Genomic DNA, 14,227 nt, shown 5'->3' on the forward strand with positions numbered 1-14,227 from the left:
GCAGGATCAAAACCGTGCCGGGCTGTGAACCAAAGGCTTTATACAGATGGTTTGTATGGATATGCAGAGGGCGATATGGAAATTGGCGCGGTCCTGGCAAGATAAATGTATAAATGTGCAGAAAGGAAGATTCAAATGGACATTCGCTACAGCGCAAATCCTAATGACGTAAAACGCTACACCACCGAGGAGCTCCGCCGGGAGTTCCACATCACCGGCCTCTACCGGCCGGATACGGTGCAGGCCGTCTACAGCCACGTTGACCGCATGGTGACTCTGGGGGTTATGCCGGTAAATGAAACAGTGCCCATTGACAAGGGCATAGACGTGTGGGCGAACTTCGGCACCCGCTTTTTCCTGGAACGCCGGGAGGCAGGGCTGTTCAACCTGGGCGGCGCAGGTGTTGTGGCGTGCGAAGGCACAGAATACAAGATGGGGTATAAGGACTGCCTGTACATCGCAATGGGGACAAAACAAGTCACTTTTAAGAGCGAGGACAGCAGCAATCCTGCACGGTTCTACGTGGTCAGCGCACCGGCTCATCGCGCCTATGAGACGAGACTTATTACCCTTGAGGAGGCCGCAAAAAAGCCGTTAGGCTCTGCTGAAAGTTCAAATAAGCGGGTGATAAATCAGTTTATCCACCCGGACGTGCTTCCCACCTGCCAGCTTTCCATGGGCATGACCTGCCTGGAGCCCGGCTCCGTCTGGAACACCATGCCCTGCCATACCCACGAGCGGAGAATGGAAATTTATACATACTTTGAGATACCCGAAGACAACGTAGTATTCCACCTGATGGGCCAGGGGGACGAGACCCGGCACATTGTCATGCAGAATTTCGACGCTGCCATCTCCCCAAGCTGGAGCATACACGCTGGTTGCGGCACGTCAAATTATACCTTTATCTGGGCCATGGGCGGGGAGAACCAGGCCTTTGACGACATGGATGTGATACCTACAACGGACTTGAAGTGAGGCAATAAAATGAATATTCTGGATAATTTTTCATTAAAGGGCAAGACCGCTCTGGTGACGGGCGCGTCCTACGGGATCGGTTTTGCCATCGCCAGCGCCTATGCTGAATCCGGGGCCACGGTGGTTTTTAACGACATCAATCAAGATTTGGTGGACAAAGGACTTGCCGCATACCGGGAGAAGGGTATCAAGGCCCATGGTTACGTCTGCGACGTGACAGACGAGCAGGCTGTCCAGACACTGGTAAAGCAGATTGAAACTGATGTTGGCACTATCGACATTCTGGTTAATAATGCAGGCATTATACGCCGGGTCCCCATGCTGGACATGAGCGCCGAAGAGTTCCGCAAGGTGATCGACGTGGATTTGAACGCCCCGTTCATCGTGGCAAAGGCCGTGCTGCCCGGCATGATAGCGAAGGGCCACGGTAAAATTATCAACATCTGCTCCATGATGAGCGAGCTGGGCCGGGAGACCGTCAGCGCCTACGCCGCCGCCAAAGGCGGGCTGAAAATGCTTACCCGGAACATCTGCTCCGAATATGGCTGCAGGAATATACAGTGCAACGGCATTGGCCCGGGCTACATCGCCACGCCACAGACCGCACCCTTGCGGGAGACCCAGCCCGACGGCAGCCGCCCTCCCTTCGACCAGTTCATCGTGGCCAAGACCCCCGCCGCCCGCTGGGGCACGGTGGAGGACCTCGTGGGTCCGGCGGTGTTCCTGGCAAGCGACGCCTCCAACTTTGTAAACGGACAGATATTGTATGTGGACGGCGGGATTTTGGCTTATATTGGCAAGCAGCCTTGAGGTGGGAAACAAAACAGCAAAAAAGCGCTCGGCTACCGGCCAAGCGCTTTTTTCTATGTCTTACCAGATAACCAGTTCTTTGCCACAGAGCTTCATCAGTGCCTCCAAAAAATAGTAGTCCCCATAAATGATGGAAAACTCATGTTCCTTGTCATGGTAAGCCCCGGTGCATTTGGTGAGGAAATTGTCCTCGTCCTCGTTCCAGTTGAAACTGTGCTTTTCCAAGGCTTGCAGCAGCTTTACCGCCGCGCTTAAGTACACATCGCTCTGCCTGCCGTCAGAGAGTTTACTGAGCTCGATGAGCCCGCAGGCGGCGATAGCGGCGGCGGCGGAGTCCTCCCAGGCGGGCTCGGTGGGCTGGCGGAAGTCCACGGGGATAAGGCCGCTCTCGGGGATATTCGCCATGAAGTAGTTGGCGATACGCTCTGCGGCGCTCAAAAACTCCGGGTTCTTGGTATGCAGATAACTGAGGGTAAAGCCGTACAGCCCCCAGGCCTGACCCCTGGTCCAGGAGGAGCCGGTCTCGTACCCCTGCCCGCCGTAGGTGGTGACATACTCGCCGGTATGGGTGTCAAACTCTACGATATGGTTGACGGAGCCGTCTCCGCGCACAAAATGCTGTGCCGCCGTATGGGCGTGGTTCTCGGCGATTTGGGAAAAGCGTGGGTCGCCGGTCTCCTCGCTGGCCCAGTACAGCAGGGGCAGGTTCATCATGCAGTCGATGATGGCCCAGCCGCTGCGGTCCACGTCCGAGCCTTCCCAGTCGTTCCAGGCGCGGAGGAATTTCCCGGCGGGGTTATAGCGCCCTGCCAGTACCTCTGCCGCCAGCAGCCCCCCGCTTTTTGGAACGCTCGTTCCCGGTGACCCGGTAGTCGGCAACTGCGGTGGGCAGCCACTTGAAGCCGTTGTCGTGGTCCATCATATCGTAGTGTAGGAAACAGGTATCAAACTTTTCCTCGCTCCAGCGGGCGATTTCCTGATAGCGCTTCTCGCCGGTGAGGACGTGCATCTGCCACATTATGCCGCCCCAGAAGCCGTTGGTCCACCAGCTGATATTCCTCTCGTCGGACTTGTCCGCATGGATGCCGTCCTTGGTGTCGTAGGGTATCTTCTCTGCCGAGCGCTCCCGCACCTTCTCCATTTTCTTTGCCATGCGGCTGGGGGTTTCCTCGACCCATTTGCTTTGATTTTCAGTCAGCTTCATACCTATCACTCCTTATATTCTCACTGCTCATATTTTGCGTCGGTCAACTGGATTTGGCCTGTCAGGCATGGGTTCTCCCGTCCATGCAGCTCTTTCCCGTACTTTCTTTTTAAAATTATACCATATTGACAGACAGAAAGCAATTGTCAGCGGCAGGAGGGGCGGTCTTCCCGACCCGAGAGGGAACGCATCCCGGGCCGAGGCGGCGCAGAGGGGGAGGAAATATATTGTCATAAGCGAATAACCCCTTTCGTAATCGGGCAGTTCTGCAAAATGCACATCTGTTTTGAAAAGATGTGCATTTTCGCGTCCACCCTTGACTTTCAGGGCCCGCTGTGGTATAAAAAATAAATGCGGAAGAACTCTCCCGCCCCGCTTTTGGGGCTTCATGCTCTTCCGCATTTAATATTACAACCTGCGAGGAGAAATATTATGTTAAAAAGCAAAAAAATCATACGAGTAGCCGTTATCGGTGGGGGCGCCGTGGCCCAGCGCAGGCATCTGCCGGAGTATGCTGAAAATCCCAATGCGGAGATCGCCGGGGTCTTAGATTTCAATATGGACCGGGCGAAGGAGCTGGCGGAGATATATGGCGGCAGGGTCTACGGCTCCATGGAGGAGGTGCTCTCTGACGGCTCGGTGGACGCTGTGAGCGTCTGTACCCCCAACGCCACTCACGCCGAATACAGCATAAAAGCCCTTGAAGCTGGCAAGCATGTGCTTGTGGAAAAGCCCATGGCCCTAAGCCTTCAGGAGACCAGGGCCATGATGGCGGCCCGGGAGAGGTCGGGGAGGACCATGATGCTGGGCCATAACCAGCGGCTGATAAGGGCCCATACAAAGGCAAAGGAGCTGTTGAAGGCCGGCTCTATTGGGGAGCTGCTGTTTTTCCAGAGCAGCTTCAAGCATCCCGGCCCCGAGACCTGGTCCGCCGACCCCGGGGCGGACACGTGGTTCTTCCAAAAGGACAAGGCAAACTTTGGCGTTATGGGGGACCTGGGGGCCCATAAGATAGACCTGATACGGTATCTTACCGACTCCGAGATAAAGAGTGTGTTCGCGGATATGCGCACCCTTGACAAAAAATACGCCGACGGCTGCCCCATAGAGCTGGAGGACAACGCCGTGTGTATGTTCAACATGGAGAACGGCCTGCCGGGCATAATGCACTACAGCTGGACCAACTATGGCCGGGAGGACAACTCCACTATAATCTACGGCACCAAGGGCGTGATGAAAATATTCGGCGACTATGCTGACGATATCGTTTTGGAGATGCGCGACGGCATACAGGTAAAGTACACCGTGGGCGGCATCGCCACAAACGCCAACCAGACCAAGAGCGGCGTTATCGACGAGTTTATCGCGGCCCTCCTAGAGGGCCGTGAGCCCATAGTCACGGCGGTGGACGGTCATAACACTCTGGCCGTTATAGAGACCGCCATGCGCTCCGCCCGGGAGAAGAAATGGCTTGATATAGCGTACTGACCTTGTGCTCTACAGCCTAAGCCTCGAGAAGTCGGCGCAGGCCTCGATGGAGCTGACTACTATGCTCAGCCCCTCCTCGTCCTCCTCGCTGAACCGGCCTCTCTCCGGGCTGTCGATATCCAGCACGCCTACTATCCTCCCGCCGCTGCAAAGGGGCAGAACTATCTCCGACCGGGAGGCGCTGTCGCAGGCGATATGCCCGGGAAACCTGTGCACGTCCTCCACCCGGAGGAGGCGCCCCTCACGCACCGCCGTGCCGCATACGCCCTTTCCGATCTCTATCCTGACACAGGCGGGACTGCCCTGGAAGGGGCCAAGAAGCAGGCTGCCATTATCAATAAGGTAGAAGCCCACCCAGTTTATGCGCTCAATACCCTCGTTTAAAACAGCCGAAGCGTTGGAAAGCAGGGGGAGGAAGTCCCCGCAGACCCCAGCCAGCGCTTCGATTTGTTTTGCCATAAGCTTATAGTCAGGCATTTTATATCCCCTTCTGCTCCATATAGTTTTTCAGCACCACGGCAATCTCCGCCCGGGTCATGCTGCTTCCGGGGTCGAAGCGGTTGCCGCTTTTCCCTTGGATTATTCCCTTATCCCTGGCCCAGTCCACTGCGGCGGCGGCATACCCTGAGATATCCCCCTCGTCCTCAAAATCCTGCGCAGGGGAGGGCTCCGGCTCGCCCTCATAGCGCCAAAGGGTGGCTACGACCTGTTCACGGGTCACCGGGTCGTTCGTTCCGAAAAGGCCGTTTCCATAACCCTCCATAACTCCGGCCCCATAGGCCCACAGGACGCCGTCGGTATACCACTGCCCGGGCCGGACGTCCGCAAAGGGATTTTCCTCCGGGAGCTTTGACCCGCCCGCTACCCGATACAGCACGTTTGCCAGCATGGCCCGGGTCATGGTGCCGCCGGGGGTGAAGCGGCTGTCCCCGGTCCCGCTCATGAGCCCCTTGTCCCGGCAGTATACCACCGCGTTTGTATACCATCTGCCGTCTGGTACATCGGTGTACCCTGACTTATATACCGACTCCTCTAGTATCATGCACTGCCGGCCCCGGGACCTGAACACGGACTCGAACCGGCTTCGGCTGTAGGTCACCCTTCCGGCCAAGGGGTCGGCAAGGGTGACTGTTGTGGGGGTATAGCCGATGAGCACCGCCCCGTGGTCATCGTGGCTTATGCTCATGAGCTTATTGCTTGGAGAGTACCAGCTAAAGTATGAATGGCGGTCCACCATGCCTATAGTCACCAGGACCACCACCGGGACGCCCTGCTCTACAAGGGAGTAGAGCTGCCCAGGTGTGGAGCCGGTCATATCCTTGGCGTGCATACGCACGTTATTGGCCTGGAAGTATCTGTCTGCGGCGGTGCAGAGGGCCGGAGCGCCGCAGATATAGCCCGACAGGGAAAAGGGGTTCCCCACAAAATAATTGTCCATGTCTGGGCCGTACAGTCTGCCGTCGCTGCCGTAGTGGAAGCTGGGGGAGGCGGTGGGAAGATACCGGCCCGCCATGGTGGTTTTGCTGACCTTATACCCATAGTAATGCATTGCCATTGTAAGGGCGGTGACCTCACAGCCGGTGGGAAGCTCGGGCATTTGGTAGACGATGGGGAAACCGCTGATGGTATGGCTGCCCCCGGTTTGGGAGGCGGCCGGGACCCTAAGGCCCGCAGCAATATAGACTGCCGCCAGCAGAAATACGGCATACCTCTTTAACCTTGTCATAAATAATTCCCCATTCCCATGTGTTATATGTCAATTATAGCGCAGAGCGCGGAAAATATCAAGTACAGGTTGAAACCTCCACACGCCTATGGTATGATAAGCGTAACCGATATGCCAGCGTGAAAGGAGCGTTAAAGCCTATGCTTATAAGTCAAAAGATGAGGGAGCTCTCGCCGGAGCTGGACCCGCTGCGCCTGGGCACCGGCTGGAGGCCCGAGGAGCTTTCTAAACCACAGATATTCATTGAGAGCACCTTCGGCGACAGCCACCCGGGCTCCGGGCATTTGGATAAGCTGGTGGAGGCCGCCAAAGAGGGCATAGCCGAAGCCGGCGGCCGCGGGGCCAGATACTTCTGCACGGACATATGTGACGGCGAGAGCCAGGGCACCGACGGCATCAACTACTCCCTTATGAGCCGAGAGATGATAGCCAATATGATAGAGATACAACAGAGCGCCACCCCCTTTGACGCAGGGGTGTATATTGCCAGCTGTGACAAGGGCCTGCCAGGGAACCTGATGGGGCTTATGCGTGTAAATATCCCGGCGGTAGTGGTAACCGGCGGCACCATGGCGGCGGGGCCCCAGCTGCTTACCCTGGAGCAGCTGGGCATATACTCCGCAAGGTACGAGCGGGGGGAGATAGACGAGAGCGAGCTAAACTGGGCAAAGCGAAACGCCTGTCCCAGCTGCGGGGCCTGCTCCTTTATTGGCACGGCCTCCACCATGCAGATAATGGCCGAGGCCCTGGGGCTGGCCCTTCCCGGCAGTGCCCTGCTGCCCGCCACAAGCCCGGACCTTTTGGAGTATGCGAAAAGCGCGGGGAGGCTTGCGGTAAAGCTGGCAAATAGCCAGGGCATGAGGCCCTCGGACATAGTGACCCTAGAGAGCTTTGAGAACGCCATACTGGTCCACGCGGCGGTGTCCGGCTCCACGAACTGCCTTCTGCACCTTCCGGCCATGGCCCACGAGCTGGAGCTGGAGATAACCGGCGACACCTTCGACCAGCTGCACAGGGGAGCCCGCTACCTTCTGGACGTGCGCCCTGCGGGGCGCTGGCCGGCGGAGTTCTTTTACTATGCCGGGGGCGTGCCGGCTATAATGGAGGAGATAAAGGGGCACATGCACCTGGACGCCATGACCGTCACAGGGAAGACTTTAGGGGAGAACCTGGAGGAGCTGAAAGCCGGCGGTTTCTATGATCGGTGCCAGGAGTGGCTGGAGAAGGCCAATAAGAAGCACCATACAAGCATAACCCGCGAGGACGTTATCCGGCCCTATGACAGGGCTTTGGGCACGGACGGCTCTATCGCCATTTTAAAGGGCAACCTGGCCCCGGAGGGGGCTGTGATAAAGCACACCGCCTGCCCAAGAGAGATGTTCTCCGCCACTCTTACTGCCCGGCCCTTTGACAGCGAGGAGGAGTGCATAGACGCGGTGCTACACCACAGGGTGAAGCCCGGGGACGCGGTGTTCATCCGCTATGAGGGGCCAAAGGGCTCGGGTATGCCGGAGATGTTCTATACCTCCGAAGCCATATCCTCGGACAAGGAGCTGGGCCGCAGCATTGCCCTTATCACCGACGGCCGCTTCTCCGGGGCCTCCACCGGTCCGGCCGTAGGCCATTGCAGCCCAGAGGCCCAGGTGGGCGGGCCCATAGCCTTAGTCGAGGAGGGAGACCTTATACGCCTGGACGTTAAAGAGCGGGTGCTGGAGATAGTGGGCGTGAAGGGGGAGCGGAGGACCCCGGAGGAGATAGACGCGATACTGGCGAAGAGAAAAAAGCGCTGGAAACCGAAGCCGGTGAAATATAAGCGGGGAGCGCTGCGGCTGTTCTCAGAGCTGGCGGCTTCGCCCATGAAGGGCGCGTACCTTGACTATGGCAATTTTGATAAAGAATAAAGCGGGAGGAATGCAGATGGACAAGCTGAGTCAAAGGATTTCAGAGATAGGCATAGTGCCGGTGATAAAGCTTACGGACCCGGAGCGGGACGCGGTAAAATTGGCACAGGCCCTTTGCGCCGGTGATGTGCCCGTGGCCGAGGTCACCTTCAGGGCAAGTGGGGCCGAGAGGGCAATACGGCTGATGAAGGAGGCCCGGCCGGACATGATAGTGGGCGCGGGCACGGTTACAAGCACGGAGCAGATAGACGCGGCCCTAAACGCGGGGGGACAGTTTATCGTCACCCCGGGCTTCGACCCGGAGCTGGTGGAGTATGCCCAGAAAAATGGAGTGCCCATATACCCCGGCTGCACCACCCCCACGGACTACCACGCCGCCTTGAAATTCGGGCTGGAGCTTATCAAGTTCTTCCCCGCCGAGCAGTCCGGGGGACTTCCGAAGATAAAGGCCATGAGCGCGCCCTTCCCCCAGTTTAAGGTGATGCCCACAGGGGGTATCTCCATCGGCAACCTGCGGGAGTATATAAGCTGCCCGGTGATAGCGGCCTGTGGGGGCTCCTACATGGTGACAGGAGAACTCGTCGAGGGGCAGAGATGGGAGGAGATCACTGAGCTCTGCCGGTTATCAAGAGAGATAGTCAAGTCGGCCAGAAGCGAAGGGTAAAAAAAGGGTACGGACCCGCAGAAGGTCCGTACCCTTTTTTTATTCTGTTCAGATACCCAGCACGTCCCGAAGGTAAATCCGGGAGACCTCCGCCGAGTGGAAGTTGCAGACCTCGGGCCGGTCCAGTTCCACACAGAGCACCCCGTCAAAGCCTACCTCAGTGAGGGCGGCCTTCACCGCCGGGAAGTCCACCGTGCCGTGGCCAAGGGCCCTAAAGCTGGCCATCTTTTCCCGGCCTTGGGCTTTGGAAAGGGCATATGTGTCCACGTCCTTCAGGTGCATATAGGCAATGCGGCCACCATACTGCCGGATAAGCGCCGCCGGGTCCATGCCCGCCAGGGTGGTGTGGGCGGTGTCGAAGCAGAAGCTGACATACTCCGGCTCGGTGTGGGCGGCAAAGTAGTCGATGTCGCTTTGGGAGAACACGCAGGTGCCATAGTGGGGGTGGAAACAGACGGTCACGCCCTTCTCACTGGCGTATTTTCCAAGGCGGTTCACAATCTCACAGATGGTATCTATCATCTTTGGGTCGGTGGGCCGCTCGAAGGGCTCCTCTCCAAAGCCGCCGTGCTGGCAGTTGTACCATTTGCCGCCTATTTCTGAGAGAAAGTCCACCTGCTCCATGGCCCGCTTTAACGAGCCCTCAATGTCCAGGTCGAAGTGGCCGTAGAGGTTCACAAGCTCTACCCCGCAATCATCGGCCAGCTTTCTCAGCTCGCCGGGGTCGCCCTTATAGTAGTCACGGATAAAGGCAAAGTTCTCCACGGTGTCGTAACCCAGGAACTTGCACTCCTTGAAGCTTTGCTCAAGCTGGCGCTTTGCGGTCTCCTGGTCGCCGTGTATCCAGGTCCAGCCGGTATATGCTGCTTTCATTGTATTGTCCTCCTTATTATTCGTCTAAAATTCCGTGCATGGGGTTGTTCTTCATGGGCGCGGTGCGGCTGTACTTGGTAGCGATAGGCACGTAGGCCTTCCGCTCGCTGGACTTGGAGAAGGCCGTCATTATCTCCAGCACGTGGCGCTGCTGCTGGAAGTTCGCCCGGTGGTCCCGGCCGGTGCGCAGGGCCTTGCACATATCCGCAAGCCCTAGCCCCCGGCTGTTCTCCGGGTAGTCGTACATCAGCGGCATCTCCCGCCAGCCCGCGTAGAAGTCGGGCACACCGTGGCGCATAAGGCCCGGGTCGGTCTTGGGGGCGGCCGCAAAGTCCTCGGGCCGCAGAAGCAGTACCGGCCCGCCGAAGGTGTTGGGGTCCGGCACCATCATGCTGCCCCTTGTGCCATAGACCTCAAAGCGGGACTGGGCGGTGTAGTGCACGTCGAAGGTAGTGAAGACCTGGGCGATGGCCCCGCTCTCAAACTCGATATTCCCCGAAAGCCATGTGTCCACGTCCACATTTATCGTCTCTCCCCGATGAGGCTCGGAGGTGATGAGCCGCTCTGTAAAGGAGCGCTTGGTCATGCCCGTCAGTCCCTTTGCTTCCCCCAAAAGCTGCACCAGGGCTGTGATGTAATAAGGGCCCATATCCAGCATGGGACCGCCGCCCCGCTTATAGTAGAACTCCGGGTCCGGGTGCCAGGTCTCGTGGCCGCGGCAGACCATGGCACAGCTGACCCCCACTATGTCGCCTATGTAGCCGTCGTCGATAAGCCTGCGGGCAGTCTGTATGCCCGCGCCCATAAAGGTGTCCGGCGCGCCGCCCAGCCGCAGGTTCTTCTCCTCCGCCAGGGCTATGAGAGCACCGGCCTCCTCCATGTCCACCCCCAGGGGCTTTTCCGAGTACACGTGCTTGCCGTGGAGAAGGGCCTGCTTCGTGACCTCGAAGTGCTCATAGGGGCGGGTAAGGTTCAAGATAACTTCAACCTCCGGGTCGTTAAAGGCTTCGTACATATCCTTATACATTTTGGGTTCCCGGACGCCGGCGCCCTGCTCGATTTCAGCCTTCACATAGGCAGCGCCCTTCTCGGCCCTATCGGGGATAAGGTCGCAGACCCCCACCAGCTCCACCTCACGGAAGGTATGGGTGATGTTCTGCAGATAGATACCGCTGATGGCGCCCACGCCTATCATGGCAGCTTTTACAGGCCTATACTTCATTTTCTGTCTTCCTTTCTAATTTGGTTTTGATAAACTGGAGCCCATAAAGAGCAAGAAGGATATAGATGGGCACATAGGTGAACAGGTACCTTGCCCTGGCTTCAAACAGCAGCTCGAAAAGGGTGAGCCCGACGACGGATAGCAGCATCATATCCTTCTCGGGATTTTTTGGGGGGAACATGGCAATAATAGCAAGGAAAAGCACCGACAGCCAGACCATCTGGGCAAAATTCGTCCAGAGGGGGTAATATTTGCCGGGTTCCTCCCCGCCGTAGTACACCCCCCGGAGGAATTCGCAGAAGGGGTTGGCTTTCGGCTCGTTCATGCCGGAGAAGAAATACCCCTCCCCGCCCCAGGCGAAGGTGCCGTCATAGTAGTTTGTAAGGGTCTTCCTGGCCCCGTGTTTCATAAGGCCTATGGGGCCCATTTCCCTGATACGCTCAAGGGCCAGCTTCATATTTCCCCGGTTGCGCTCCTTGACGCTTGAGAAGGTGTTGGAGTACAGGTTGTCGTCGCCGTTATACGCGCCCATGGTCTCGGTATTGAGCCCCATCATGAAGAAGTGGGCGGCCCCGAAGGCGCCCTCCCTGTCCACGGGGAAGTTCATGCTCCGTATGGCCAGCTTGCAGAACATGAAGGAGCCCGCAATCCCCACTATCACCGCGCAGCCCCCGGCGGCAAGCCTCTGAAGGCTCTCCTTTGTAAGGCCGTTTTTAAGCCAGCGGAGCGCTTCGGCTATGAGCACGGCGATAAACGCTATCAGTACCTGGGGCTTTATGCGGTAGCCTATTACCCCAAGGGCCGCCATACAGAGCCATGGCAGCCACCGATAGCGGCAGCGCTCCCGGTTCACATATATAGCGGCGGTTGCCAGCGGGAAGGGCAGGGCCATGGAGTCCGAATAGGGGACAGTCACCCAGGGGGAGATACCCACAAGGAAGAGGTACAGCGTATATCCCAGTATGGCCATGCTCCTGCTTTTAAAGAGCCTGTGGACCACCTGGACCAGCAAAAGGCCGCAAAGGGAATTTAAAAGGCACTGTATGCAGATGATAAAGAAATACTCCTGCTCATGCAGGCCCATAATGTGGGCGGCCCGGTAAAAAAGGGAGAAGATCCAGACCAGCATAAGGTTATTGGGGAACTCCGAGAAGTACCAGCGTATCTTTGAGAGGTATTCCCCCTCCCCGTGGGCGATAGCGCTGGCGGTGTTGTTTACGGTGGGCACGTCCCAGGCGGTGCGGAACCAGTATTGGGAGGCTGCGAAGACCTGTAGGAAAAACAGCAGCGCTGTGGCAATAAAAAGGGCTCTTTTGCCCGGGCCGAGCCCCGCCAGTATGGAGCTGTATCGGTGCAGCGAGAAGACCAGCAGCAGCCCAATGGCCAGCAGCATAAAGGCCGGCAGAAACTGGGTGGTAAGGTATTTCCTGGAGAAATTTATATGGGACAAAAACAGGCACACAAAAAGGCTCCCGCCAAGTATCAGCCCGTACAGCCACCCAAGGGCTTTTTGAAGCCCGTCCGCGGCCCTTTCCCGGCTCCCGTTCATAACCGTTCAACCCCTTTTTCTTTAAATGAACCGTCAGTTTTTCTTTATTCTACCACACTTGATAACTGTTGACAAGAGAAAAAGCAAAGACTCTTGACAAGCCGTTTCAGCTCTGGTATAATATGCCTACAATCGAAAACCCATGGGGGAGTAGTTAGGCGCGTTTCGCGTGGCAAGTCAACATACCCGGCGTTCTGCCTGGCTTGTCTTAAATAACGAGACTCATGTATGGCTGAAAGCCGTACATGCGCGGATTTGTCTTCTTGGGCTCACGTATGGCTTTGGGGCTGTGCGTGGGCCTTTTCGTTTGGAATTAAAAATGGAGGAGAGGGAAAGGAAATGGAACTGGCACTGGTAATTTTTCTGTTCGTCGTAGGTATTGTGTTCATCGTCAAGGGGGGCGACTACTTTGTGGACGCGGCCTCCTGGATAGCGGAGGTCAGCGGTATACCAAAGCTGATAATCGGGGCCACAATCGTAAGCCTTGCCACCACCCTGCCGGAGATGCTGGTCTCGGTGATGGCCGCAGCCCAGGGGAAGGTGGACATGGCTATCGGCAACGCCGTGGGCAGCGTGACGGCCAACATTGGCCTTATAATGGCCATCTCTATCCTGTGTATGCCTGGTAAGGCCCGGCGGAGGGACTATCTTAAAAAGTCCGTGCTCATGCTGGGGGCCGCGCTGATAGTGGTGCTCTCCGGGTTCATGGGGCAGATGGGGATAGTGGTAGCTATCGTAATGATAGCCATCTTCGCCGTATTCATGGCCGACAATATCCTTGAGGCAAAACGCTCCATGAGCGCCACCCGCACGGACAGCACACGGGCTATAGAGCGGCCAAAGCCGGAGCGCAGGGAGATAATCGTCAATATAATCAAGTTTGCTGTGGGCACCGTGGGCATTGTCTGGGGTGCGGACCTGCTGGTGGACAACGGCAGCGAGCTTGCAAGGTTTATAGGTATCTCAGAGCGGATAATCGGCGTGACTGTGATAGCCGTGGGCACCTCCCTGCCGGAGCTTATCACCACCATCACGGCCATAGTGAAGAAGGAGTCCTCCCTGTCGGTGGGCAATATACTTGGGGCCAACATCATAGACCTTACGCTTATACTGCCCATCAGCGCCCTGGTCTCCGGCAAAGCCCTGCCCATTGCCCCGGCCTCCGCCCTGCTGGACCTGCCCGCCTGCCTGCTGGTGGGGGGCGTGGCAATTATACCCACAATATTTACCCAGAAATTCTCAAGGGTCCAAGGTGTGCTGCTGCTGGCCATATATACCGTGTATGTGGCCATTACCTGTGTGGTAATAGGGGCATGAAAAAATTTTTTTATCTGTGCAAGGAAACGCCCTTTTCAACCGTATTATAGTCAGAGCCGTTTAAAAACGGCCCGTGAAAACGGCAAATATATCAGGAGGAAGGTCACATGAAAAGGTTAATGACAGGATGTATTATGGCGGCGCTTATACTCAGCTGCGCCACAGTAAGCGCTTCGGCCCGGCACGGCTGCATGGACACGGTCTGCGGCGGGTTCTCTATCGGGTGCGGGCCGGCCGTCTGCGTGAGCCAGGAGAGGGTTAGGCTACACAGCTGTGTGGATGAGGACGGCGACGGGGTCTGCGACAACTACGACCCCGACCGCTGCCCCGGAAACGGCATAGGCGGCGGATATGTGGATACTGATAACGACGGAGTCTGCGACAACTATGACCCGGATTACTGCCCCGGCTATGGCAGCGGAAACGGCATGGGCTATGGCAACGGCGGCCATCATGGCGGCGGCCGGGGGCATCACGGCGGCAGGCACTGCTGAT

15 protein-coding genes are annotated in these 14,227 nt (G+C 57.4%); 7 read left to right on the forward strand and 8 right to left on the reverse strand.

The annotated features are described in order from the left end of the window. The first annotated feature begins 135 nt into the window (after window positions 1-135). Both kduI and ADH66_RS02055 read left to right on the forward strand, forming a co-directional pair. The gene (gene kduI, locus ADH66_RS02050) at window positions 136-978 is read left to right on the forward strand and encodes a 5-dehydro-4-deoxy-D-glucuronate isomerase (RefSeq protein WP_066536316.1); all 843 of its coding nucleotides are present in this window, start codon (window positions 136-138) and stop codon (window positions 976-978) included. Between the two features lie 9 nt (window positions 979-987). After that, a complete protein-coding gene (locus ADH66_RS02055; protein WP_066536314.1) occupies window positions 988-1,788 on the forward strand; it encodes a gluconate 5-dehydrogenase in 801 nt (266 codons plus the stop codon). A 60-nt stretch (window positions 1,789-1,848) separates the two neighbouring features. On the opposite strand, the gene ADH66_RS02060 is transcribed toward ADH66_RS02055, so the two are convergent. Genes ADH66_RS02060 through ADH66_RS20310 form a run of 3 tightly spaced genes read right to left on the reverse strand, consistent with a single transcriptional unit; the run spans window position 1,849 to window position 3,382 of the window. Beyond that, window positions 1,849-2,667, reverse strand: coding sequence for a glycoside hydrolase family 88 protein (locus ADH66_RS02060; protein ID WP_330397667.1), 819 nt, complete (start codon window positions 2,665-2,667; stop codon window positions 1,849-1,851). Beyond that, window positions 2,585-2,992 (reverse strand): hypothetical protein, encoded by a 408-nt coding sequence (locus ADH66_RS21445; RefSeq protein ID WP_330397668.1) that lies wholly within the window; start codon window positions 2,990-2,992, stop codon window positions 2,585-2,587. Before ADH66_RS21445 ends, ADH66_RS02060 begins: the two co-directional genes overlap by 83 nt. A gap of 27 nt (window positions 2,993-3,019) precedes the next feature. Beyond that, on the reverse strand, window positions 3,020-3,382 hold the full coding sequence (locus tag ADH66_RS20310; protein WP_162288743.1) for a hypothetical protein: 363 nt from the start codon (window positions 3,380-3,382) through the stop codon (window positions 3,020-3,022). Window positions 3,383-3,424: 42 nt separating this feature from the next. On the opposite strand from ADH66_RS20310, the gene ADH66_RS02065 reads away from it, so the two are divergent. Continuing rightward, window positions 3,425-4,480, forward strand: coding sequence for a Gfo/Idh/MocA family protein (locus ADH66_RS02065; protein WP_162288744.1), 1,056 nt, complete (start codon window positions 3,425-3,427; stop codon window positions 4,478-4,480). A gap of 9 nt (window positions 4,481-4,489) precedes the next feature. On the opposite strand, the gene ADH66_RS02070 is transcribed toward ADH66_RS02065, so the two are convergent. Both ADH66_RS02070 and ADH66_RS02075 read right to left on the reverse strand, forming a co-directional pair. Next, on the reverse strand, window positions 4,490-4,957 hold the full coding sequence (locus ADH66_RS02070) for a GAF domain-containing protein (RefSeq protein WP_084384282.1): 468 nt from the start codon (window positions 4,955-4,957) through the stop codon (window positions 4,490-4,492). 1 nt (window position 4,958) lies between these two features. After that, on the reverse strand, window positions 4,959-6,206 hold the full coding sequence (locus tag ADH66_RS02075; protein WP_066536308.1) for an S-layer homology domain-containing protein: 1,248 nt from the start codon (window positions 6,204-6,206) through the stop codon (window positions 4,959-4,961). Between the two features lie 140 nt (window positions 6,207-6,346). Here ADH66_RS02075 and ilvD point away from each other — a divergent pair, with 140 nt between their 5' ends. Then, window positions 6,347-8,107 (forward strand): dihydroxy-acid dehydratase, encoded by a 1,761-nt coding sequence (gene ilvD / locus ADH66_RS02080; protein ID WP_066536306.1) that lies wholly within the window; start codon window positions 6,347-6,349, stop codon window positions 8,105-8,107. Between the two features lie 16 nt (window positions 8,108-8,123). After that, window positions 8,124-8,771 carry a bifunctional 4-hydroxy-2-oxoglutarate aldolase/2-dehydro-3-deoxy-phosphogluconate aldolase gene (gene eda, locus ADH66_RS02085; RefSeq protein WP_066536304.1) on the forward strand — a complete coding sequence of 216 codons (648 nt, stop codon included), beginning with the start codon at window positions 8,124-8,126 and terminating at the stop codon, window positions 8,769-8,771. 48 nt (window positions 8,772-8,819) lie between these two features. On the opposite strand, the gene ADH66_RS02090 is transcribed toward eda, so the two are convergent. Genes ADH66_RS02090 through ADH66_RS02100 form a run of 3 tightly spaced genes read right to left on the reverse strand, consistent with a single transcriptional unit; the run spans window position 8,820 to window position 12,415 of the window. After that, window positions 8,820-9,644 carry a sugar phosphate isomerase/epimerase family protein gene (locus ADH66_RS02090; protein ID WP_066536302.1) on the reverse strand — a complete coding sequence of 275 codons (825 nt, stop codon included), beginning with the start codon at window positions 9,642-9,644 and terminating at the stop codon, window positions 8,820-8,822. 16 nt (window positions 9,645-9,660) lie between these two features. Continuing rightward, window positions 9,661-10,866, reverse strand: coding sequence for a Gfo/Idh/MocA family protein (locus tag ADH66_RS02095; RefSeq protein ID WP_066536300.1), 1,206 nt, complete (start codon window positions 10,864-10,866; stop codon window positions 9,661-9,663). After that, window positions 10,856-12,415, reverse strand: coding sequence for a glycosyltransferase family protein (locus ADH66_RS02100; RefSeq protein WP_066536298.1), 1,560 nt, complete (start codon window positions 12,413-12,415; stop codon window positions 10,856-10,858). Before ADH66_RS02100 ends, ADH66_RS02095 begins: the two co-directional genes overlap by 11 nt. Window positions 12,416-12,754: 339 nt before the next feature. Between ADH66_RS02100 and ADH66_RS02105 the strand changes: the two genes are divergently transcribed. Beyond that, window positions 12,755-13,732: a calcium/sodium antiporter gene (locus ADH66_RS02105; protein WP_066536297.1), complete on the forward strand. Its 978-nt coding sequence runs from the start codon at window positions 12,755-12,757 to the stop codon at window positions 13,730-13,732. A 107-nt stretch (window positions 13,733-13,839) separates the two neighbouring features. Beyond that, complete coding sequence (locus ADH66_RS02110) at window positions 13,840-14,226, forward strand: hypothetical protein (RefSeq protein ID WP_066536295.1); 387 nt, start codon at window positions 13,840-13,842, stop codon at window positions 14,224-14,226. The last annotated feature ends 1 nt before the right edge of the window (window position 14,227 follow it).

It is taken from the genome of Acutalibacter muris (assembly GCF_002201475.1).
In the GTDB taxonomy this organism is placed as follows: Bacteria; Bacillota; Clostridia; order Oscillospirales; family Acutalibacteraceae; genus Acutalibacter; species Acutalibacter muris.